The sequence below is a fragment of the Scytonema sp. UIC 10036 genome, assembly GCF_009725235.1.
Genome location: NZ_WJFC01000165.1, coordinates 1 through 21,578, shown reverse-complemented (window position 1 = coordinate 21,578; position 21,578 = coordinate 1). Strand labels below are relative to the sequence as shown.

Annotated in this window: 19 protein-coding genes; 6 read left to right on the top strand and 13 right to left on the bottom strand. The window is 40.1% G+C overall.

The features are described from left to right. Positions 1 to 79: 79 nt before the first annotated feature. The 4 genes from F7734_RS45565 to F7734_RS45550 all read left to right on the top strand — a co-directional run bounded on the left by F7734_RS45565 (position 80) and on the right by F7734_RS45550 (position 2,612). Entirely contained in the window at positions 80 to 352 is a 273-nt protein-coding gene (locus F7734_RS45565) for a hypothetical protein (protein WP_155750952.1), read from the top strand. Positions 353 to 536: 184 nt separating this feature from the next. After that, on the top strand, positions 537 to 1,088 hold the full coding sequence (locus F7734_RS45560) for a hypothetical protein (protein WP_207714359.1): 552 nt from the start codon (positions 537 to 539) through the stop codon (positions 1,086 to 1,088). 401 nt (positions 1,089 to 1,489) lie between these two features. Further along, positions 1,490 to 2,452 carry a LysR family transcriptional regulator gene (locus F7734_RS45555; protein ID WP_166482546.1) on the top strand — a complete coding sequence of 321 codons (963 nt, stop codon included), beginning with the start codon at positions 1,490 to 1,492 and terminating at the stop codon, positions 2,450 to 2,452. After that, positions 2,442 to 2,612 carry a hypothetical protein gene (locus F7734_RS45550; protein ID WP_155750950.1) on the top strand — a complete coding sequence of 57 codons (171 nt, stop codon included), beginning with the start codon at positions 2,442 to 2,444 and terminating at the stop codon, positions 2,610 to 2,612. The genes F7734_RS45555 and F7734_RS45550 overlap by 11 nt, the downstream gene beginning before the upstream one ends. Before the next feature lie 286 nt (positions 2,613 to 2,898). Here F7734_RS45550 and F7734_RS64485 read toward each other — a convergent pair whose 3' ends face one another. The 8 genes from F7734_RS64485 to F7734_RS45510 all read right to left on the bottom strand — a co-directional run bounded on the left by F7734_RS64485 (position 2,899) and on the right by F7734_RS45510 (position 14,370). Beyond that, complete coding sequence (locus tag F7734_RS64485; protein WP_243147430.1) at positions 2,899 to 2,979, bottom strand: hypothetical protein; 81 nt, start codon at positions 2,977 to 2,979, stop codon at positions 2,899 to 2,901. A 37-nt stretch (positions 2,980 to 3,016) separates the two neighbouring features. Beyond that, entirely contained in the window at positions 3,017 to 3,244 is a 228-nt protein-coding gene (locus F7734_RS45540) for a hypothetical protein (protein ID WP_155750948.1), read from the bottom strand. 93 nt (positions 3,245 to 3,337) lie between these two features. Continuing rightward, positions 3,338 to 5,230, bottom strand: coding sequence for a choice-of-anchor L domain-containing protein (locus tag F7734_RS45535; protein ID WP_155750947.1), 1,893 nt, complete (start codon positions 5,228 to 5,230; stop codon positions 3,338 to 3,340). A 169-nt stretch (positions 5,231 to 5,399) separates the two neighbouring features. Beyond that, the gene (locus F7734_RS65735) at positions 5,400 to 10,436 is read right to left on the bottom strand and encodes a hypothetical protein (RefSeq protein WP_155750946.1); all 5,037 of its coding nucleotides are present in this window, start codon (positions 10,434 to 10,436) and stop codon (positions 5,400 to 5,402) included. 523 nt (positions 10,437 to 10,959) lie between these two features. After that, positions 10,960 to 11,343 carry a hypothetical protein gene (locus tag F7734_RS45525; protein WP_155750945.1) on the bottom strand — a complete coding sequence of 128 codons (384 nt, stop codon included), beginning with the start codon at positions 11,341 to 11,343 and terminating at the stop codon, positions 10,960 to 10,962. Between the two features lie 88 nt (positions 11,344 to 11,431). After that, entirely contained in the window at positions 11,432 to 12,754 is a 1,323-nt protein-coding gene (locus tag F7734_RS45520) for an AAA family ATPase (protein ID WP_155750944.1), read from the bottom strand. A gap of 40 nt (positions 12,755 to 12,794) precedes the next feature. After that, on the bottom strand, positions 12,795 to 13,613 hold the full coding sequence (locus tag F7734_RS45515; RefSeq protein WP_155750943.1) for an AraC family transcriptional regulator: 819 nt from the start codon (positions 13,611 to 13,613) through the stop codon (positions 12,795 to 12,797). Between the two features lie 286 nt (positions 13,614 to 13,899). Next, positions 13,900 to 14,370, bottom strand: a complete 471-nt coding sequence (locus F7734_RS45510; protein ID WP_155750942.1) for a hypothetical protein — start codon at positions 14,368 to 14,370, stop codon at positions 13,900 to 13,902. Positions 14,371 to 14,770: 400 nt separating this feature from the next. Between F7734_RS45510 and F7734_RS45505 the strand changes: the two genes are divergently transcribed. Then, positions 14,771 to 15,067 carry a DUF433 domain-containing protein gene (locus tag F7734_RS45505; protein WP_155750941.1) on the top strand — a complete coding sequence of 99 codons (297 nt, stop codon included), beginning with the start codon at positions 14,771 to 14,773 and terminating at the stop codon, positions 15,065 to 15,067. Between the two features lie 59 nt (positions 15,068 to 15,126). Here F7734_RS45505 and F7734_RS45500 read toward each other — a convergent pair whose 3' ends face one another. The 3 genes from F7734_RS45500 to F7734_RS45490 all read right to left on the bottom strand — a co-directional run bounded on the left by F7734_RS45500 (position 15,127) and on the right by F7734_RS45490 (position 15,972). Beyond that, positions 15,127 to 15,333, bottom strand: coding sequence for a type II toxin-antitoxin system HicB family antitoxin (locus tag F7734_RS45500; protein ID WP_155750940.1), 207 nt, complete (start codon positions 15,331 to 15,333; stop codon positions 15,127 to 15,129). Positions 15,334 to 15,335: 2 nt separating this feature from the next. Continuing rightward, the gene (locus F7734_RS45495; protein WP_155750961.1) at positions 15,336 to 15,557 is read right to left on the bottom strand and encodes a type II toxin-antitoxin system HicA family toxin; all 222 of its coding nucleotides are present in this window, start codon (positions 15,555 to 15,557) and stop codon (positions 15,336 to 15,338) included. 190 nt (positions 15,558 to 15,747) lie between these two features. After that, positions 15,748 to 15,972 carry a hypothetical protein gene (locus tag F7734_RS45490; protein WP_155750939.1) on the bottom strand — a complete coding sequence of 75 codons (225 nt, stop codon included), beginning with the start codon at positions 15,970 to 15,972 and terminating at the stop codon, positions 15,748 to 15,750. 147 nt (positions 15,973 to 16,119) lie between these two features. Here F7734_RS45490 and F7734_RS45485 point away from each other — a divergent pair, with 147 nt between their 5' ends. Then, entirely contained in the window at positions 16,120 to 18,477 is a 2,358-nt protein-coding gene (locus F7734_RS45485) for an NB-ARC domain-containing protein (protein WP_155750938.1), read from the top strand. A 129-nt stretch (positions 18,478 to 18,606) separates the two neighbouring features. Here F7734_RS45485 and F7734_RS45480 read toward each other — a convergent pair whose 3' ends face one another. Together F7734_RS45480 and F7734_RS45475 are read right to left on the bottom strand one after the other, a co-directional pair. Beyond that, positions 18,607 to 20,250, bottom strand: a complete 1,644-nt coding sequence (locus F7734_RS45480; RefSeq protein ID WP_347566395.1) for an iron ABC transporter permease — start codon at positions 20,248 to 20,250, stop codon at positions 18,607 to 18,609. Positions 20,251 to 20,335: 85 nt separating this feature from the next. Further along, entirely contained in the window at positions 20,336 to 21,346 is a 1,011-nt protein-coding gene (locus F7734_RS45475) for an iron ABC transporter substrate-binding protein (protein ID WP_155750937.1), read from the bottom strand. Positions 21,347 to 21,578: the final 232 nt, after the last annotated feature.

Below are 21,578 nucleotides of genomic sequence, written 5' to 3'. Positions count from 1 at the left end.
CATTAGCTCATCCTACCAATCTGTGGGATATTATAAAGAGGTCTACAAAAGTCAAATAAGCATTAATCGGGAGCAGCATATGCAAGCAATTCTTTTAAGCCGCGAAGAAGTTGCGCGTCGGGCAAAGCAACTGTACGAGGGCGGAATCCGTCAAAAGGTCGAAACCGAGGAAAACATTGGCAAGATGGTTATCATCGACATTGAAACAAGCGATTATCAAGTCGATAAAACTGGACTGCAAGCATCACTTAATCTCAGTAAAAAGCATCCAAATGCCAGACTCTTCGGAATTCGCATTGGTTATAACGTTGCTGTCTCATTTGGTGGAGTCATGGAGCGTGTCTCCAAGTGATTTCTGGGATCGTGACGGATAGATATGCAACAGTGGCACTAACATTTTTGCTGCCGAAATTTAATATGCTGGTCATCATGTTGCATTCTTGACTGATGAACACTTTTACTGCGCCAAAATCAGGCTGAAAAAAGCTAGGAAGTGTTTATTTTGCAACTGGAAACAATCGGTGAAAACAAGCTCTATGACAAGCAACTTTCTCAACTCGCTCGACCTCAGTCAACAGTGGAATAAAACGCTGGTGTTCTCCAGTCGGCAGATGAACTGGAATGGCGTTTTGGTTGAGCAGTGCCAAAGTCCTGCTTCATCTTTTGAAATGGAACTCCCTGCCTTATCGGATCACTGGCTCTACTTGCACACAGGACAACCCGCTCCTTTAATTCAGAAACGGGACAATCGCTTGCATGAATCAATCCTTTACAAAGGGGATAACTTCTTTGTTCCGGCTGGAGAACCGAGCTATTGGTGTCAAGCTCCAGATATGAGTGATGTTATTTGCGCTCCGCTGCACATTTGCTTAAAACCGGAATTAATTAGACAAGTTGCTGCAGCCTCCGACATTGATTCAAAACGGTTCGACCTCGTGCATTGTTTCGGTCAGCAAGATATGCAACTTCATCAGATTGGAATGCTGATGTTTGCTGAGTTGCGATCGGGTGGCTTGATGGGTCAATTATATGTTGAATCGTTGACGAATTACGAATTACGAACTACGAATTGGAGCGAAGCGACTTGACGCTGCCCTGCTACACGTTTACCTTTGACAGTAACAAATTGAACAGATTGCAAAGCTTCTAACCCACTATTCATAAAATTGATTGGAAGATAAGGGTGAGATGGGTGGAGAATGCAGTTTTTAAATCACACCTCAAATTCAAAGTGACAGACAACTACGGTGTACAAACAAGTCGAATTTACCCCACCCTAGCCCTCCCCTTAGAAAGGGGAGGGAACTGGAAATCTAGTTTCCCCCCAATCTATCAGAGGGATTAAGGGGGGTAAATCTAACTTGTGTAAACACTGTAGCCCCTTAAAGTTGCAAAGCTTAACTACGTTCTATACTTGTACAGCACAATACTTCATATAGTAAAATATGAGATATTATAATACGGTAACACATATAGTTTGGGCTTGCCTGTGAACTTTCAACATCTCAATCATCTTGAAGTGCGGCAAATTTACAATTTTATGGCAGTGGTGCAGGCTGGAAACAACTTCACTGAGGCAGCAAAGCGTCTTGGAATTCATCAGCCCAACCTGACCCAAAGTATTCAGGCACTGGAAAAATCGTTGAGTGCCAATTCAAAAACATCAGATATAAAACTGTTCGATCGCACCAAACGCCCCATCGAATTAACTGAAGCAGGTAAGGCTTTCTTAAAAGAAGTACAGTTAGCTCTCATGCACTTCGAGCGAGCGATCGCACAAGTACAACAAGCAAGTCTTGGTCAAATTGGACGTTTAATCCTTGGTCTCAACAATGCTGTCGCAAACAGTATTCTGCCCGAAGTGTTACAAGAGTTTCAGAAACAATTTCCTAATGTGGAACTAGAATTGCGCGAAGTCAAAATTCAACAAGAGATTCAGATGCTCAAGAATTGTGAATTAGATGTGGTGTTTCAACGCTCTCCCAGTTTTGATAGGAATGACCCAGATTTAGAGTCTCAGATCCTTCTCAATGAATACTTTGTTGTTGCATTACCAACCAATCATAATCTGGCTAAGCAAAAGAATACTGAGATTTCTCTAAAAGCATTAGCAAATGAGACGATTATCTTGCCTCCACTTGACGTGCTGCCTTTTTACGGAGAAGTCATTACCTTATGCAGAAAAATAGGTTTTGAGCCTAAAATTGCGTCTAATATTAGAGTCACTGGAGTTGTTGTACTTTTGAGTTTAGTGGCATCAGGAAAAGGTATATCTATTCTCCCCAACCATGTCCAAATTCTTCACCGCGAAGGAGTTATCTATAAAGTGCTGAAAGATGCAACACTCACTCGACAAATTGCTGCTGTTTGGCGAAAGAAAAATTCATCAATGGTATTACCAAATTTTCTCAAGGTAATTGAGGAGATTATATACCTGCGCGATGCTTGGTGAGAACCATCATGTCCAAGCTATCCGCCTTTCTCATCGTTGGCAGTTGGATTATGGTCGTTCTCTGTGCCATTACTACGGTTTATATGGCTACGAACAAAGATTTAAATCGTTATTTTTCTTGCAGAAGGCAAGCGTATCAATAGTTTCTCAGCAATTCTAAATTTAGGACAACGTAATGCTTTGAAAGGTACAGCCCATAAATTTTTAGTTTTTTTCTAGGCATTTTGGCTCCCTAACACTCGGTTTTGAGACCCCACTTATTCCAAAAGCTGTTAATTTGGGTTTTATTCTGATAAAAATTCTCAACTGCTTACCGGGAAATCAAAGTAAAATGCTTACGCCAGTTCAAATTTAGAATTGCTGATAGTTTCTATTGTCTAGAATAAAAACAGATTTGAATGCTAGAATTATGCGATCGCTATGCTATTTTTATGTTCTACAAAAATTTAAAAGAAAAAGACCGTCCGCAAAGTGCCTGTGTAAATCGTGTTTGCTTGCGAGTTTCCAGGGTCGGTAATAACCTGCAATATTGGCGAAACTGATATGTTATCGTTGATTGGTAATTTATAAAATGTTATTAGCAAAGCTGTTTTTATCTACGTAATCGGAAGCAAAGCCTTGGGGGAAGACAGAAACGCGGAAGTCTTCAAATAGCAGGAAAGTGTAACTGAGTCGGTAGAGGTTGAAGCTAGAACCAGCACCGGAGTAATCTAGGGTACTGTTGACTTGTAAGAAGGTGTTAATTTCTCTGGTAGTAGCGATCGCATCAATCAAGTTTTGACGAATTCGCAAAGCTTCTTCCTGCGATCACTAATGTAAAATTAATTTTGCCAAAGCGCTTAACAGGCAGAAAAATTGTGCTCCCGTTTTTGCTTGCACCAACGCTTAGGTAAAGTTGACTTGCATCACCACATCATTAAAATCGCGATCGCCACCACCAAACAAATCTTCAAATCCGAACTTGTTATCTCCTAGCAATCGGAGATGATCGATTTTATCAGGGTTCGCGCCCAAGTAAGCAAAGTAAGCAAGTGGACCATTATCAAACTGATTATTGGGATTCTGGCTAAGAAATGCCTCTAAGCTGCCATTAGCAATAATATATGGTGCTAACAAAGTACTGCCATTGAATTGACTAGTAGTATTCCGAGCAAGGCTAAGGACGTTTCGTTGAAGTGCAGCTTGTGCATATCCCGCATCTCCCGGTCGAAGATTCCCAACAAGCCCTGTTTCATCATCAATGGTATAAAAGCCGACTAAATTATCATAAACTGCCTCGCTGTTGACCGCAATGTTAGCTTGTACAGTAGATGAATTTCTAAGATCGACTAATTCTCCCTCTTGCTTTCCTTGTAAAACTGTTCCAAGCGCTAGTGGTGTATCGGTCAATTCAACAGTCATCATTAGGTCGTTATAATCCTTATCATCCCCTTCTAACTGATCTTCCCAATTTAAGGAAAAACTATTGTTGCCTGAGTTATAAATTTGTACCTGTGAAAAAGCATTACTGTCTCCAAAGTTGGAAGCAAACAAAACATTAGAAAATGTGCGTCCTGCTTCTAGGTCAGATAGTACTTGGTCAGTGGTACTGTTTTGTACCAGGTAAAACATTAAGCGAGTATCATTTGCATCAAAGCTAAGGGTGCGATTGGAGCCAGACACATCCCCTTTTGGGAGGGCTGAGAAAACAACTTGCGATCGTTCCAAAGCGGTTTGTAAATATCCAGGCTGACCGGGACGAATACCGTTAATAGTGCCTTGATCGTCATTAACGGCAAACACGCCTACTTCGTTAATAAAACTGGCTTCACTGGAGGAAAGATTAAATCGTAGTTTTTGTGAACCGCCCTCAAGTAAGAATAAGTTGTTAACACCATTTTTGAGAGCCTTTTGTTGTAAGGGAGTAGGTGAAGGATTATTGCCAGTGTCATTACCCCCATTTATTACTGCTGGAGGATTATTACCAGTGTCATTACCCCCATCTACTACTAGTGGAGGATTGCCAGTATTACTACCCCCATCCATTACTGGTGGAGTTGGATTGTTAGTATTACCTCCCTCTTCAACTCCAATTTCTGGTGGGCGAACTGTTCCTAGTGTACCACCTTTAATAAATACAACAGAATCCAATAGTCCATCTCGGTCATCTTTGACATTAATAACCAAGCTATTTTTAGAATTTGGAATTAAATTTCCTTCAAAAATAAATGGCTTAGTGTATCCATCTAGTTTCGTAGTACTATTAGCAGGTCCACTATCTACTGAATTGTATATGAAGTCAGGATCGTAACCACTAAATGGATTAGGAACTATGTTATTAACCGAAACCGCTTTGCCACTTCTTAATTTAGCAAGGTTAATACCATTTAATGACAAACTAAAAGAGTCATTAAATTGTCCACCATATTCTACAAATTCTTCAGAACCAAAAACATACTGAAAAAATAGTTTTTCTGCTGTACTATCAGCATCAAAGTCAATTTTAATGCTGATAGAGTCATTGGTGTTACCAGGGAAACCAAAATCAGTACTCAGATCTTTCTGTCCAGGAGAATCAAACCCTCCATCAATTGTGTTGAAACCCTTAATATCAGTAACTTTTCCAGTACTCACCACAATCCCTGAAGATAACAAAAAAGGGTCGTACTTGAAAGTACCAAAGGCTCTTCCATCTCCTATTAAACTTATTGTGAATTTACTTAAACCTTTTGTTGTACCTAATAAAGCTTTGAGTAATTCAGAGCCATTATTGTTTTGATCGATTATGAATGGTGGCATAAAGTTTTGTGACGTTGGAGTGTTATTTTTAGCTATAATTGGAACACTATTCAGTTGAGGTAAAATTCTTTAGACTGATTCACAAGCGGAGTTTTCGAACTGAGCAAGTCCTTCATCTGATTAATTTTTGTTCAAAATCCTGGTTTTTTGCACTTTCGCATTATTCCTGTTATCTCAGAATTACAGGGGGGGGGCCAACGAAGCTAAAATACTTTTCTGTGCCTGTAAGAGTAAGGTTGATATTTCCTTGGATGATAGCTATCAAATCATCCTGATTGCGTGTTTTTGTAGTTCCACTATATAGAAATACACCCTCAGGAAAACCAGCAATTGGAACATCAGCAGAATCGGTAGGAGGTTGATTTGGCAACAAGTAATAGTCGTTATTAAATCGATTGTTCTGACCATAGAGTTGGATGATATCCCCCTCATCTTGATTGAAGTCCTTAATCAAAACATAGTGTTCGTTATTATTAGTATAGAAAGAACTATTTTGATCTCCAAGGATAAATTTATCTGCTCCAGCACCTCCAGTTAGTGTATCTCTGTTCTCTGGCAGGTTATATGATATTTGGATCGGTAAAGACCGTTGAGACACTGGTGCTAGTCCATTTCCACTAGGTATAGATAGTATATTTTCGCTTTGCGGAATTGGAAGGCTCTGCTGCATGACTCTTACATTGTTAGTCACTTTTTCTGAAGAGCCAGCATTATTGGTTCCAATTAGAACATCATCACCGTCACCACCCATAAGTTGATCTTTACCAAAACCACCAATCAGTATGTCATTACCATCACTTCCATCAAGCAAGTCATCTCCGTCGCCACCAGTAATAGAATCATCGCCAGCACCTAGTAGCAGAACATCGCTGCCTGAACCACCAATAATTGTGTCATTTTGAATTGTTCCAACAATAAAAAGGCGTTCTATATTGACAAATTCAACAGCATCTTGAGTACTGCCATTCTTAGTATTTCTAGAGATCAAACCAGAACCATTGACAATATTTTGGAATCCTCCAGTAATTCCTTTCCCGTAATCATTAGCAGAATAGTCTAAAGTAAGGCTGTCTGTACCAAAACTACCATCAACAAAATCTGTTTTGCCACTACTCAAACCTGGGTTGATGTCATTGTTTTGAGCATCGCCAGTCAATCTATCTCCATATTTCGAGCCAATGAGATTTTCAATTGTAGATCTTTCTGGTATCAAGGATGTAAACGTATCGCCTTCTGCATCCCCATTAGAACCTATACCCTGAAACAAGTTGACAATAACAAAGTTACTTGAGTCCTGATAACTGGCAGTATCACCTCCGCCTAAATTTCCAGCTTGCACTAGCTCTATGGTCAAGTCTGCCCGTAGTGTACTATTGTTTATTCCGCCATTCAAGTCATCTCCTCCCGCACCGCCTATGAGTGTATCGTCTCCTTCTTCACCTAAAAGATTATCATCACCATCTAGACCACGAATGATGTTGTTTTGGAGGTCGCCGCTCAAAATGTCTTTGTAGAATGAACCCTCTAAGTTTTCAAAAGAACTTTCTTCTTGTTTTGGTTCTGGAATGATAATGTTTGGAGGGGGAACTTCTTTTAAATCCATTTTTGACTTAATATTGTTATATGGTATTACTTGACGATGTTTAAATGAATCGCCCTGAGCATATCCACCAATACCTTTTACTCCCGGTTGCAAATCAACTTTGACTCCGGCATCTGAATTCCAATAAGAAATCCAGTCAGTATCCTCGCCACCGTCCAAAATCTCTGGAGCAGCTCCAGCCAGAACAATATCGTTACCGTCCAAACTATCTAATTCGTTAGGCTTGTCACCAAAGCTAGTATCACTTCCTACCAAAATGTCATCGTAGTATGAGCCTTGTAGTTTCTCAATATTGAGCAGGATATCACCTTCAGCCTCACCACCATAAGCTCGATTTGCCGCTAAATAAATAAAATTCCCAGTATTTACGTTAGTAAAAGATACTACTTTATTTCTCTGATTGACATAGACTGGAGCGTCTGAACTGAAGTATGAAACTGAATCATGTCCAGCTTGTCCGTCCATTGTATCGGCTCCGCGCCCACCCAGTAAATTATTGTCGTTGTTGCCACCAATTAAGGTGTCATTTCCCAGACCACCATCTAAAACAACAATATTAATGTTGCCAATTATTGTATCGTCATATCTTGACCCCTCTATTTGCTGGATATTTTCTAGTGTGTCTCCTTTTGCGTCACTTGTATTGCTACTAGGATTTAGCAAATCGATTCTAACTCCTGTTTTACCGTCAACTCCTGCTTTAGTATCTGCATAGCTTGCTGTATTATTGACTCCTCCGCCTCCATTGAGACTATCGGCACCTTGTCCCCCAACCAAAAAGTCATCACCATTTCCTCCAGTGAGTTCATCATCACCGTCTTCTCCGTAGAGTTCAGATGAAACGTTAATGCTCTCAAGAGTAATCGTGTCCTTGTTTTGACCACCGTAAATCACAACATGACTCACTTTGGAGTATTGTTTCTTATTTTCAGGTTGATCTGGATCTAAGCCAAATAAGGTCATGTCTTCGGGGCTGATAATTTCTCCTTCCTTTTTCTCTCCACCTGTATCGATGACACGGATACGGATATTATCCTCACTTGATGTTGCTCTGCGAATTAACAATCCCTGTGCTGCAAGCTTTTCAGACTGTTGTACTGGATCAAAAGGTGCGTTGTAAATCTCATTTTCAGAAGCTGAACAACCTTTAGAGAAGTCCATCAGCTTAACTCTGGCAAAGTCAAGACGTTTAGTAACAGAAAAGAAACCTAGTCTAACTTTAATAGAACCAAAAACTACCAGAGATAAACTACCGTTCGGCTCGAATAAGCATAATGGAGAAGTACTACTAATTGTGCTGGCTCTGACTTTTCCATTTTCTCCCTTTAAGTCAAAGTTAACTCCAGCATTCAACCCTCCCCCAACTCCAAACTGAACAATACCAGCTTCTGCAACAGCCTTTGCGTTTAGTTCACCATTTATTAAGAGGTTATTACCTCCATCAGGTTTACTTGCATAAAATCCATCGAAAATATCTTCAGGTTTTGTAAAATCATCATTAGTGCCTCGTTGTTCGTCTGATCCCTTAGCAAATTTTAATAGCCCTTCAGTATCAAAGCCAAATTGAACACCAGCCTTAGCTCTGAGTGAAGCTCCAAATGCAATTCCAAAGGGTCCAAGAACTGGAATTGTGCCAAACTGCACATCAGTAATTCTAAATTGGAAATCCGGTGTATTGTAGGTAACAAGAGATACATTATCTTGCTTACCTAAGAGTAAATTAACTGTATTTTTACCATCATCCAAAATTGGTAAACCGAACCCAATAGTTCTGAGTTGTTGGATAAAGTTATTGCTAGTTGCAGGACTGCTTGATAATGGTACTAGTTCTACCGATTGAGGTTTGATGATTGTATTTTCTGCCGATAATGTATTGATAGGTGTATTGCGGACATCACCACCAACAATGACAAAATCTCCTAAGGCAAATTGAATACCGCTTCCATCTTCTTTTTTGACAGCCTCAGCAAGTTCCTGAATCTTAGACAACTGTTTAATGAATTGCCTAGTTCCAGGTGACACCGCATTTTGATCTAGAAATTGGGCAAGCTCAATCAAGTTATTATTGATAAGTGGTAAACGTGTATCTAGTGCCTTGACTAAGGGTTTAAATGGAGAACTAACAGTGTCAATTTTGTCTAAGATTGGGGCAAGAAATTTGTTAACAAATGAACCAGGGTCTAATGCTACTTTATTGAAAGCAATGGTAGGAGCTTCACTAAAAGAATCAGAAGTCCAACCTAAAACGTTAAACTCAGAACTGATTGATGGCAAGACACCATTGAGAAGCTCGGTATTCAGCTTCAATTTAAGGTCAGCATTAGCTTTCAATGTTGAGTCAGGAGCAACTGTCAGGCTAGTAGTATTTGATGTCCTTACCCGTCCATTTGCATCTGCTTGATTACTTGTAATATCAGCGGAGAAATTGGCAGATAAATTACTACCATTATCTGTAGCCTTTATTTGCAGTAATCCTAAGTTACCAGTGAAATTGAGAGGTTGATTGTTTTGGTTAACAAATGGGTTCTTAATTGTAGCTGTAAGTTCACCCGGATTTTTTGTATCTATGAAGAAAGCATCAGTGTCTACACCAAATCCAATTGTTACACTGACATTCAAGTTTGGAGTAATGTCTCCCTTCAAGGAAAGACCCAATCTTGGCATATTGAGTGGTAAGCTAAAATCTTTACCAATTTTAAGTAAGAAGCTAATGCTATTAGTATCTTCTATAGCCCGAATATCACTTTGATTTTCAGGTTGTCCACCCTCGTTCAATCTAATAACTCCATCACCACTTAAATCTTGAAGTAGTCCTAATCCACCCTTATTAGTTGGACCTAAAGCCTTAAAAAGAGCTTCTTTAATAGATTGAACTGTTTTATTTTGAACCAGATCTAGTTCATTTTTTATTCTTTGCTCAACAACTTCAGTGATTAAATCATTAACATAGTGTCGTAAATTTAAGTCACCTAAGAGTGGTAAATTATTAACAGACTGTGTTTGAATAGTAGACTTAATGCTATCAAGTAATGGTTTAATTGATCCTGCCAACAAACCTAAATTAATTTCTGGTGGATTTGTAGCTGCTTCTGCTACAAATAAATGACCATCAATATTAATAACGATTGAATCATCTTGTGTTTTTAGTTGTTGCAAATGTTGAGATTCAAGTGGTTTTCCTTGAACCAATGCTGCAAAAATTTCTCCTTCATCTCCAGGCGCATCTATTAAATTGATTTGCGAATCAATAAAATGTCCAATTTCCTCCAATAGGACATTGGCGATCATTCCAGGATTGCTAGCATTCTGGTTAACATACTCTTGAGAGAGATAGATAGTGTTTGTGGTACTTGAAAAAGCACCATATGCCTGGTTAATCTCTGCTGCAGGGCGAATCTCAATTTTAGGAAGTTGCTCAAAATAACCAGATGCCCATTGTTGTCTTAAATATTCTAGAATACTTAAGTCTATTTCATTACCAAATGCAAGTGCGATATTATCAATGAAATCTGGAACTAAAGCAAATTTTTGTAGTGTATCCAATGCTTGCTCTAAATCATCCACTTTTATAGAGTTCTTAGCGAGAATTATGGTATTTAGCATTACTATTTTGTCTCCTGAATTTTCTACTGTATGCAATAACAATTTTGGTTAACTGATGTCCAAGATCTAAACCAATGTAATTTACTTAGTCGTTATTGTTTTGAAGTGATGGCGTTTCAACTCTCACAACCAACAACTCCATTATCTTTTAAGCTTTTTAACAGTTGAGATTGCACAACTGCTAGTATTACAGTTATTTCGTAATTCTTTGCAGACGTTTTGCTACCCTGGTTTCTGCTCGCGACTACTTAAAATTACAAAGAGCAAGTGTATATTTACTGCAGAAGGAAGCTGACATTATTACTTCATAGGTTATGCTTATTACCTGAGAGAAGCTAAGATGTCATCTAATTTAGTACATTAAGATTGAGTAACGACTATCGGCAAATCTAAATTTACTTATAGTGATGCAGCACAAAGGTGCTAGTCGAGGAGCAAAATTGAGACTAAGTTGGTTCTAAAGAAACTCATACCGCTACCACTAGTCAATAGTTGATGAACGGTGACGATATTTCAACAACGCTTAAGTGCCTTTGCTTTTCTGCCAATCCTCTAAAGCACCAATCACAAAACTGGCTGCAGGATGATTGAGAAATTGTTCAAAAGCTTGAGCACCACCTGTTTTTAAGGCACTAAGTACTCTTTGATATAGTTTTGGGTTACTTTCAATTCGCTTTATAGCTTCTTCAGCCACTTTCACTTTTTCAAAATAAGTATTGGTTAGGTAAGAGTTGTCCAGCTGTTCTAGTAGTCCCTGAATTTCTTGAGCGGCTTGATTAAGATTTTTCTTTTCACTAGCATATGTATTGGTTTCTTGATAGTTCCCTTCCCCCTGAATAATCGAGCCAGAATTGTTCCCATTGTATTTAAAGTAATATTGGCTACCTTGTCTTTGTTGTTCGCTCATAATTCCTCTTTACAACTGTTGATTCTAGTTGATGAGACACACTAAATATTTGGTGAGAAATATATTTGTAAAATGGCAAAATTATTACTTACTTTATTGGTACTACTACAGAAAGCTTGCCACCGCTAAAAGTAGGATAGTCACCAAAATTGACTGTAATAGTCGATGCGCCCGTATCGATAGTAGGAGTTAAAACCACGTAACCACGAGCTACTCCTGAACCAGGAACTATGCCACGCCAGTTAGTACCGCCAAAGACAGAGCTTACATCTTCATACGCATTTCCTAAGTTGTCATTTACATAAAATTTATTAAAATGAAGGTCTAATTGTTTGTCTTGACTAGTCTGATTTTCAGCTTTCATATAAATTCGCAATATTCCATCAGTTTTTTGAACTTTTTCAATAATTAACCGCATTTCGTTAACTACTTCGGACGACCACGGTCTTATAATTTCTTCTGTTCTGGGCTGTGGAGGTTGCTCTAGTTGTTTAGATGTCAGCAGTGGGGATAACTCATCGGATGGATTAGGAGTAGTTGTTGATGTTTCCTTTGAAATGTCAGGAGTATTGGATGAGGTAGGAGTAGGTGTCGGTGTTGATATTTCCCGTGGAATGTTAGATTCATTGGATGAAGTAGGAGTAGAAGTAGGTGTTGATGTTTCCCGTGGAATGTTAGATTCATTGGATGGGGTGGGAGTAGGAGTAGGTGTCGGTGTTTCTTTTTGGTCAAGCTTTGAAATACATCGTCGTATAAAGTTTTTGTTAACCCAACCGTTAACAGGATTGTTAATTTCTATAAAATCCCTTAACCGCATTCCAGTAGTTGATGTCTGCTCTCCAGAGGTTAACCGACCAACGGGTCTAGCACTTACGTTTGGTTCAGAGCGTATATTCAAGTACTGTTGAACGTTAGCAGCAATGCAATTTGGAATGGAAGGGTCTAGTGTTGGGGTTGGAGTAGAAGTAGGTACAATTGTTTGACTTGATGTAATACCAACAGGCGGTGATGAAGTAAACATTGGCACGATCAACCAGCTGCTCAAACCAGCAAAACTCGTAACTAAAGCGGGAAAATCCTCACGAGACAACTGGGCATTGTCAAGTACGACTAAAGCATTCTTTTTGTGTAAGTCTTGCTGAATTCGATTACCTGAGGGCTTAAAGGAGCGATCGCTTTCGTAGAACGCTTCAAAAAGCATCTGTTGCACATCTTCAACAGATTGCTGTGGATAAAGTCTGTAGTATACCAATCCATCAGGAAAGTGCTGTACTGAATTGACCTCTGGATGATGGGCAAGGTAACGCAAGAGAACCGATTTACCAACACCTGCTGAACCGCATAACTCTACTGTTTGTAACAACTTTAGTGCAACAATACTTTGTTTGATTTCTGCCTCTCGCCCAAACACTTCATCAAAAGGACGCGGATACTTGTGAACAGGAGAAGGTTTAGCATGTAACTGTTTGCTTGGTTTGCTTCAACAACTGCTTTGCCCGTTCTACTCTCTGTTGAATCAAGTATTGATGAGGAGCTATACCTGTAGACTGCTTGAACAGACGACAGAAATAGTACTGGCTTATATTTAATTGCTTGGCAATTCCTTTCAATGATAAATCCTTATCTAAATTTTCATTGATATAGTCTAATGCTTGTTGTAATCTGTCTTTGGGCATCCCATCTTCATATTCTTGCAGGGTATGTTTCCGGGTTGTGTAGTGTTGTAGTAAATGTGCTGATAGTGCAGTTGCCATCGAATCTGCATAGAAGCTGTTTCCACTTCCCTGTTGTAGATCTGCTTGAAGTGCTAGACAAATCTGGTAGACTAAAAAATCGACTTTCTTCGGTTCAAACACTAGCTCAACACGATCTGGATCGATCGCTTCATGGGCTACTTGAGAAACAAACGCAGGCTCAAGATAGAAATGAGTGTGTTCAATATCTTTATCCCAGGAAATTTTGGAACATAAGTGTGCTGGAAAGACTTCAATGCAGCCATCTAAAGGATCGGTCGGATGATACTGCATTTCCAATATACGGTTTTCCAAGACAAACTCTACGTTTACTGTGTGATGATGTGGCGCGATTGGAATGATGATGATATGTTGGAGGTTATAAAATTTAGGTAGTTCCCAAGCTGGTTGTCGAAAATGTGCTGCCTGAATATTGTTCCATCTCGAGTCATAACTTGTCCAAACAGCCGGATTCGGCATCAGTGGTAAAGTTGCATCTTTCTGGAAATTATCGATAACCAAAGCTTTCTCTGACATCGCTTTCTCCTGGTGCGAGTTGATTAGACTTCTTGCAAAAGTCTAAAAAGGTAAATAATTAACCGCAGATGCACGCTGATGGACGCAGATAAATTGGTAGATTTAAACGATCGCCTTTTGAGCAAGTCTCTTTAAGAACAATGCAAGAGGGTACTGTTTGGGCGATCGCATAAAACCAAACTGATACTAAAGTGAAACAAGAATGTGACAGCTAGTTGATTGAGATTAAGCTCGAGCACGGTTAACTCAATCCAAAATCCAAAATCTAAAATCCAAAATTGTACAGTTAGTTAGTAGCTTGGCAACAACAGAAATCCGCTTGAGCAACATCCTCTTCCTGAAAGGTACTCGATCTCGCCCATATGCCTGCAATTATTGTCTTGTCTAAATAAAAATCCTTGTCTTGGACAGCCAATGAAGCAATGTCTCCTATACCACTTGCGAATGTTCTTTCACCTACCTTCTGTGTTAGTGATTTTCCTTTCGAGGTAGGGTAAAATTTTCCAAATTCTCCACAAGCCTGGGAGCAAGTTTGCTCATTTCCTCGATCCAAGGTAGTCGAGCCTCTGTCATACACAAAATTCCGACGAACAGCGCCGACGAGTCCAGGAGCAGTGGCAATTTCAAAGCCGTCTGGTGTAAATGTACCTGTATAGTTCGTCCGATAAGGGTGCTTCGCTAAACAATAAGCTTCTGCTGTGGCTGTTGTATAGTCTGACCACCCTGGAATTGGTGTTGCTGCTTTAGAGAGTTGCATGGTCAGTGCAGTGCATACAATAAACGTAAGAAAGCCTAGTACTATTAACAACAATCTTTTCATGTGTTCTCCAAAAGTTGGAACCGATCGCCGTTGCTGTTACTGTCAATTTAATTCAGAGGCAGAAAAACTCTGATAAATTGATAACCTCTGAAACTTTACATTTAAGAAGTTACACCAAAATATTTGTTTCGGCAACTACCTGAGTGTTAAGAATTCCAAATATACCTTTGTATTACTCTGAAAAACTCAGAATTAGTATGTAACCTAGTGTATAAGGGATAAACTAAAGCCTGACAACCGGGCTAAGAACTAGTCCGTCGGCGCGGACTCTGTTTGTGTAGCCGTGATTTCTCATCTTCCACTAAGATAGATAACAAGGCAACGCTTATAATCAACTATGTCAACTACTATTACTGATATTGGTACTCTCATTACCCTTCACCCTGGAATTCATGGGGGCTGTCCGATTATTGCTGAAACTGGTGTCACAGTGCGGCGAATTGCTATCTGGTATAAACAAGGCTTGAGAGCAGAAGAGATTGCTGCACGGATTGGGCATTTAAGCATTGCACAAGTTTATGCGGCATTAACGTACTATCATATAAATCGAGAAGAAATTGATAATGATGTTGCTGAAGAAGAAGTAGAAGCTGACCGGATAGAGTCATTACATAGAGCTAGCAGACAGTCATGAGTCGAATTCGTTTGTATATGGACTGGCTAGGGGAATAAATAACTGAAAGAGCTATAAATTTACGCTATCTGTAGTGTAGAAGGCTCTGGTAAAGGCTTACCGATTTGCTCATAGGCGTACACTAAATCTTCTAAAATTTCCTTAGCGTTCTCAAGTGCTTCTTCATAAGTTTCCCCGTGTGTCCGAGCGTATTTCCCCCATTCCGGCAAACTAGCAACATATGCCAGATCTTCCTCAGACCACTGAATCAAAATGCTATATTTCATTATTATCCATTCCCTTGCTCTAACTGCTCTAGTTCTTCTAATGCTGTTATTACGTCTTTTTCCTGGTAAAGTTTTGCATCTTTGCCATCTTTGCCAGAAAGAACTATAGGATTTGGCAAAAGTGGATGACTCCAGTAGGAATGACTCCCTTTCCCCCGTTTAGGCAACAGTGTAAATCCTGCTTTCTGCAACATCTGTTTCAATTCTCTTACTTTTTTGGGCATATTACTGAATATAACAAAGCAACTAGAGCGATCGCCCAACCCACTAACCCAAATATTGCTAAGCAAGTGATACTCTAACCTAAGTGGCATAGGCGACAGAAAACAAATAATACCACACCATATATCTTCCCTAACTTAGACCACTCACTAAAATCTTCAAATGCACTCGGTTCAAATACTACTCTTCTATTCATTCGATATTTTCTACATCAACCTGAATCAAATTAGATCCATTCTTAACGTTTTCTATCGCACGTAACAATCTTTTTCTATTAGCTGGTGAAGCCATCAAGTAAGCACTTTCATCAACTTCGTATACAACAATCTCAATCTCTTTCTCATAATAAGTCGCTTTCAATGCGTTGATAAAACTTTGGTCTAATTCACTGGTATTTAAACGATAAACTGTATGCATAACTTTAAGTGCTTTTGCCTACTCGATTTCAGATTATAGTCTATTGGCTCTGAATTATAAGATTTCTAAATTAGCCTCTGTATTACTCCAGAAAACTCCGAAATACTATGTAAACTGAAGTATACGGATGGATAGGAGGAAAGGCGGATGTTCCCACGCGACTTTCTGGCGCAAATGGCTCGTAACTACGAACTCTCTAAAGAGCAGGAGGAGGTTTTTCTGCTTCGCTACGGCGAGAAACTGAATTATCACGATATCGCTAAGAAGTTAAATACATCTGAAGGCGCTTGCTTGAAGCGGATGGGACAAGTGTACAACAAGTTTAAAGTGAGTGGTAGCAGTCGCGGTAAGGAGAATCGACTCCGAATTTTTCTCGCCGAGCAATTACAACATGGTGTAACACAACCGTCTTCAGAGTCAACTGCTTTTACAGAAACTCCTCAAGATTCACAATTTGTAACTGTAGTTCCTTCTATAGTGACAGTTGATCGCATTACAGAAATCGAAACCACCTCATCGTCTATCCACGAAAATTTACCCAATCGAGAGTGTACTAATTTTATTGGTCGCCGTCAAGAGTTGACTCGCTTGTTAGAACTACTTTCCTTCGAGCATCCGGCTCATTTGATTAGTGTTGATGGTGTTGGTGGTGTGGGAAAGACAACACTTGTCTTGGAAACTGCTCATCTTTGCCTCAAGGCTAGTACTCTCGGTTCAGAAGTGCGGACTTTTGAAGGAACAACTATACCGACTTTTGAGGCAATTATTTTTACATCAGCTAAACAGCAGTATTTGAAAGCTTTACGTATTTTACCTCGTCTCAAACGCGAACGTAATTTACGAGATATATATCGAACGATCGCTCATACCCTAGAACGTCCTGAAATTAGCTATAGATCTCCAGAGGATCAACTCGACTTGATTCGAGATAGCTTAAAGCAGCAACGAACTTTGCTGATTGTGGACAACTTGGAAACTATCGAAGACAAACAGGAATTATTAAGCTTTGTGTACGACTTGCCACGTACAGTTAAAGTTATTCTAACTACACGCGAGCAAGCTCTGTTTGTTCCAATCCGTTTGAACTCTCTAGAAAAAGAAGAAGCTTTAGACTTAATCGCATACCAAGCAAAAGAAAAAGGGATAAAACTAAAGCCAGAGGAAACTCAATTACTGTATGAAAACACCCATGGCATCCCGGCAGCAATCGTTTATACTGTTGGTCAGTTAGCAGCAAAATATACGCTAGATTACGTGCTGACAAAATTAAAAAGCGCAGATGGTGATGTTGCTCGCTTTTGTTTCAAGACTTCTGTGGAACCTTTGCGAGGAAAACCGTCTCACCGAATACTCATGACACTATCGCTATTCTCCAAACCAGTTGAGAGAGAAACCATTGCGGCAATTGCTATGGAGGACTCGATTCATACTGATGAAGGATTAGCCAAACTTCAACAACTTTCGCTAGTTCGTCAGCAGGACGCACGTTATAGCTTACACCCTTTGACTCGCGAGTATGCGGCTGCCGAACTCACAGCCAATCCTGAATTTGAACAGCCCGTGCGATCGCAGTGGGTGAAGTGGTATTTAAAATTCTCTCAGGAATACGGCAATATTGATGAAAAAAAATGGTATCCCGAATATAGTCATTTAGATCTGGAATGGGAAAACCTCCAAGATGTGATGAAATGGTGCAGGGAAAAGAGAAAATATGACGACCTCCTCAGTTTTTGGCGACAAATTAAAGGATATACTCACGTGCGAGGATATTGGGATGACCGCTTAGTGTGGACGGATTGGTTGCTTGAAGCCGCAGAAGAACGGGGCGAGCGATCGACATTAGCGGAAATCTTGTACGACAAAGGTTGGACGCTCACTTTAACAAGACAGCCAAAATGTTTGGAAGAAGCAAGCACACTTTTACAACTTGCTTGGGAGTTACGGAACCATCAAGATATCACCTTCCAAGTGGAATTAGCAGCTAGGATGGTTGTTCTCTCCATCCATCAAAACAAATTTGACGAAGCATATGATTGGATGAAAATCAAGCAAAATATGCTGAAACAGTCTGGAATAGACGATTTAGAACGTCAGCGCCAGCACATTCAAACCCTTTATTATCAAGCTAAGATTTTCTTCCTAAATGAGGATTATGTTCAAGCCAAGAAACTTTACCAACAAGCACTGAAACAAGCAAAGAATATAGAATGGCAACGGGCGGAGATTGCCATTCAAAACTGGCTAGCCGATTTAGCAATTGAGGAAGGAAATTTAGAAGTCGCTCAACAAATCTTGAAGCAGGGTTTCCCTGTAGCAGAGCATAACAAAGATAAGCATTCGATAGCTTTTCACCAGCGTTCCTTTGCTTACTTGTCACAGCAACAAGGAAATTTAGAAGAAACTCGCACCTGGGCTGAAAAAGCCGCTCTTAGTTTTGAGAGTTTGAAAATGATACCGGAAGCAACGGAAATGAGAACCTTACTTCAGAATATTAGAGGTGAGTAATGCAGTCCACTGATGAGCGTGGTAATATCATGTTCGGTTGAACAATTATAATAAAAATCACCCCTCCCCAACCCTCCCCTTGGCAAGGGGAGGGTGCCGTCAGGCGGGTGGGGTAAAATTTGAGTATTATCAATCAGCCTCCCGTTGTAAACTACGACGTGCTTCTAGGGTAAGTGTTTTGTAACGGCTCTGAGATAGCACCAATAACGTACAACTCATTGAAATGACCAGCATAACTAATGCACCAGATGCAGCATCACTGTAAGAAACACTCTCGGTTGCTTTCCAAATATGCGTAGCTAAAGTATTAAAGCCAATTGGAGCCAAAAGCAATGTTGCAGGCAACTCCTTTATTGCTGTCAGAAATACCAAAGCAGCTCCACCCAAGATCCCCGGACACACAAGCGGTAATGTAACTTCTGTTAAAGTCTGCCAAGAAGATCTACCTAAACTTCGCGCTGATTCTTCTATTTGAGGGTGTACCTGAAGCAATGAACTTCTCACAGTCCCTATAGATTGAGAAACAAATAAGACTAAATAAGCAAATACCAACATTGGCAACGTTTGATACAACCATGGTAAGTAATTTGCCCCCCAAAATACCAGTGACAGAGCCACCACAATTCCAGGTAAGCCAAAGCCAATGTAACTACAACGCTCAATAGCGCTACTGATGCGACTGGGAAACCGTACTGAGAGAATTGCCACTGGTAGGGCGAAGAGCGTAGCTACTATCGCTGCCAATCCTGCTGCTACCATTGAATGCCAAGCTAATTGCATCAGTTTTGGTAAAGAAATAATATCATCTACCCCTGTGCTTGTTAAACCTCTTAGCAACCAGAAAACAGGTACAGTTATTGGTAACAGTATACCAAGGCTAGCTACAATGAAGCAAAATAAAATTGCAGGAACTTTCCAAACACCAAGACGAACCAATTTTGGTGGACGATAAGATTTGTCAGAACGGCTGTAATAGGTAGCTTGCGAGCGGCATTTATATTCCAACCACAATAGCGATAACACTAAACTGACTAATATTAAAGCTAGCGCTGCTGCTTGATTGCGATCGAATGTATATCTGTATTGCACAAAAATCATACGTGTAAACGTATCGAAACGCATAACTGAAGTAGTGCCAAAATCCTGCAAGGCATTGAGCGCTACTAGCAATCCCCCAGCCATAATTGAAGGACGAAGAATGGGTAGTATAATGCGAAAAAAAGTTTCCCGTTGGCTGTAACCCAAACTTCTTGCCACTTCTTCAATGGTAGGGTCAATGCCTTGCCATCCAGCTTGGATACTCAGAAGTAAATACGGATAGGAAAATAAAGTCAGCCCCAAAATAGCTCCAGTCCAACCGTAGATTTCTGGTAACTCTTGCACTCCTAGAGGTTCCAACCAAAGTTGTAACAAACTCCCCTTTGGACCAAAAGCAGCAATCAGAGCAAAACCACCTACATAATCAGGCACCGCTAGGGGTAAGGTAGTAGCAATCAGCCAAAATCGCCGCCAAGGTAAATCTGTCCGCACTGTCAAAAACGCTAATGGAACTGCGATCGCAATTGAAAACAAAGTGCTTGCCACAGCTACACCAATACTGTTCAGCAACACTGTCAAAGTACGGGGGCGCAATAGCAAAGTTAATAATTGCTCTGCACCCACACCAGAGGTTCTGATAACTAAGTAAGTCAAAGGTAGTGCGATCGCCACAGCCGTCAATCCTGCTGCGCCCATAAGAAACAAAGGTGGTCGATAAGTTTTTTTACCTCTCACTTAGTAACCCGTCAAGAACCACTAACAATTAGCAACTAACCATTAGCTATTAGCCATTAGCCATTAGCCATTAGCCATTAGCCATTTACAACACACCAGCCTCTTGAAGTAACGAGAGTGTTCCCTTAAGATCGGATAATTTGCTCAAATCGATTTGGGGAGGTTGTAGCTCTTTGAGTGGTATTTGATTGTTGGATACTGGTATACTCTTCATTAGAGGATACTCGTAAAATTCCTGAGTCAGATACTTTTGTACCTCAGGACTCAGCATATAAGCGACAAACTTTTCGGCATCGCTTTTTTGATCGGTTGTATTGAGGACTGCTACACCTGCCACATTAATCAATGCTCCTGCATCACCTCGTGTATGGTGAATAGCAACAGGAAATTTAGGATCTGTTTTGGTAAACCTATACAAGTAATAGTTGTTAACCAGCCCCAAAGCAATCTCCCCCCGTCCCAAAGCTTCAACAATAGCACTGTTACCGCTATAAGCTTTGGCTCCATTAGCTTTCATTCCCTTCAACCATTCCAAGGTTTTTTGGTCACCCTGCATCAGTCGCATGGCAGTGACAAATGATTGGAAAGAACCGTTTGTAGGTGACCAGCCTACTTTTCCTCGCCACTTTGGATTGGTCAGTTGCATGACACTTGTAGGCAGTTCGTTCTTGTTGACGAGGTTAGTGTTATAATCTATAACCCTTGCTCTTCCAGAAACACCAACCCATTCCCCTACAGGAGAACGGAATTGTTTGTCCACTTTGTTAAGTATCTGAGCCGGAAGTGATAAGGTTCGCCCTTCCTTGGCTACAGCTCCCAAAGAACCAGCATCTTGAGCGTAAAACACATCAGCAGGGCTGTTCTTACCTTCTTCAATGAGAGCGATCGCTAATTCAGTAGAGTCCCCATAGCGCACTTCAATATCCATTTCCAAATCTTTCTCAGCTTTTTCTATCAGGGGAGCCATAATTTTCTCTTCTCGCCCTGAATAGATTGTGAGTTTTTTCGGTGCAGCGTGCGCCGAAATTTCGACTCCCCATGCTAAGAGCGTAGCAGCAATAACAATAGAGATTTGCTGCACTTGAGTTGGCACCATCAATTGACCTCCGACTTCCAAGCTAATGACAGATGATTGCTTTGAAAGTTTTTGTTATATTGCAAGTATGTAAAAAATTAACAGATATATTAGATAAGGGAAGATTACATTAAGGTGTTAATTGGGTTAATTTTAGTCAATTAATAGGTTAAGAGCAATACCTTCGCCATTTTTGAAGGGTAAAGTGGTGGTGCTTTAACCATGAAAGCCCGTTCTTCTGTGACAAGGCAAA

Excerpts from the sequence above, each read along its gene's own strand:
- F7734_RS45565 (WP_155750952.1), top strand. The coding sequence starts at position 80 with ATGCAAGCAATTCTTTTAAGCCGCGAAGAAGTTGCGCGTCGGGCAAAG.
- F7734_RS45525 (WP_155750945.1), bottom strand. The coding sequence starts at position 11,343 with ATGAGCGAACAACAAAGACAAGGTAGCCAATATTACTTTAAATACAAT.
- F7734_RS45475 (WP_155750937.1), bottom strand. The coding sequence starts at position 21,346 with ATGGTGCCAACTCAAGTGCAGCAAATCTCTATTGTTATTGCTGCTACG.
- F7734_RS45510 (WP_155750942.1), bottom strand. The coding sequence starts at position 14,370 with ATGCAACTCTCTAAAGCAGCAACACCAATTCCAGGGTGGTCAGACTAT.
- F7734_RS45560 (WP_207714359.1), top strand. The coding sequence starts at position 537 with ATGACAAGCAACTTTCTCAACTCGCTCGACCTCAGTCAACAGTGGAAT.
- F7734_RS45550 (WP_155750950.1), top strand. The coding sequence starts at position 2,442 with ATGCTTGGTGAGAACCATCATGTCCAAGCTATCCGCCTTTCTCATCGT.
- F7734_RS65735 (WP_155750946.1), bottom strand. The coding sequence starts at position 10,436 with ATGCTAAATACCATAATTCTCGCTAAGAACTCTATAAAAGTGGATGAT.
- F7734_RS45500 (WP_155750940.1), bottom strand. The coding sequence starts at position 15,333 with ATGAAATATAGCATTTTGATTCAGTGGTCTGAGGAAGATCTGGCATAT.
- F7734_RS45515 (WP_155750943.1), bottom strand. The coding sequence starts at position 13,613 with ATGTCAGAGAAAGCTTTGGTTATCGATAATTTCCAGAAAGATGCAACT.
- F7734_RS45485 (WP_155750938.1), top strand. The coding sequence starts at position 16,120 with ATGTTCCCACGCGACTTTCTGGCGCAAATGGCTCGTAACTACGAACTC.
- F7734_RS45490 (WP_155750939.1), bottom strand. The coding sequence starts at position 15,972 with ATGCATACAGTTTATCGTTTAAATACCAGTGAATTAGACCAAAGTTTT.
- F7734_RS45495 (WP_155750961.1), bottom strand. The coding sequence starts at position 15,557 with ATGCCCAAAAAAGTAAGAGAATTGAAACAGATGTTGCAGAAAGCAGGA.
- F7734_RS45505 (WP_155750941.1), top strand. The coding sequence starts at position 14,771 with ATGTCAACTACTATTACTGATATTGGTACTCTCATTACCCTTCACCCT.
- F7734_RS45535 (WP_155750947.1), bottom strand. The coding sequence starts at position 5,230 with ATGCCACCATTCATAATCGATCAAAACAATAATGGCTCTGAATTACTC.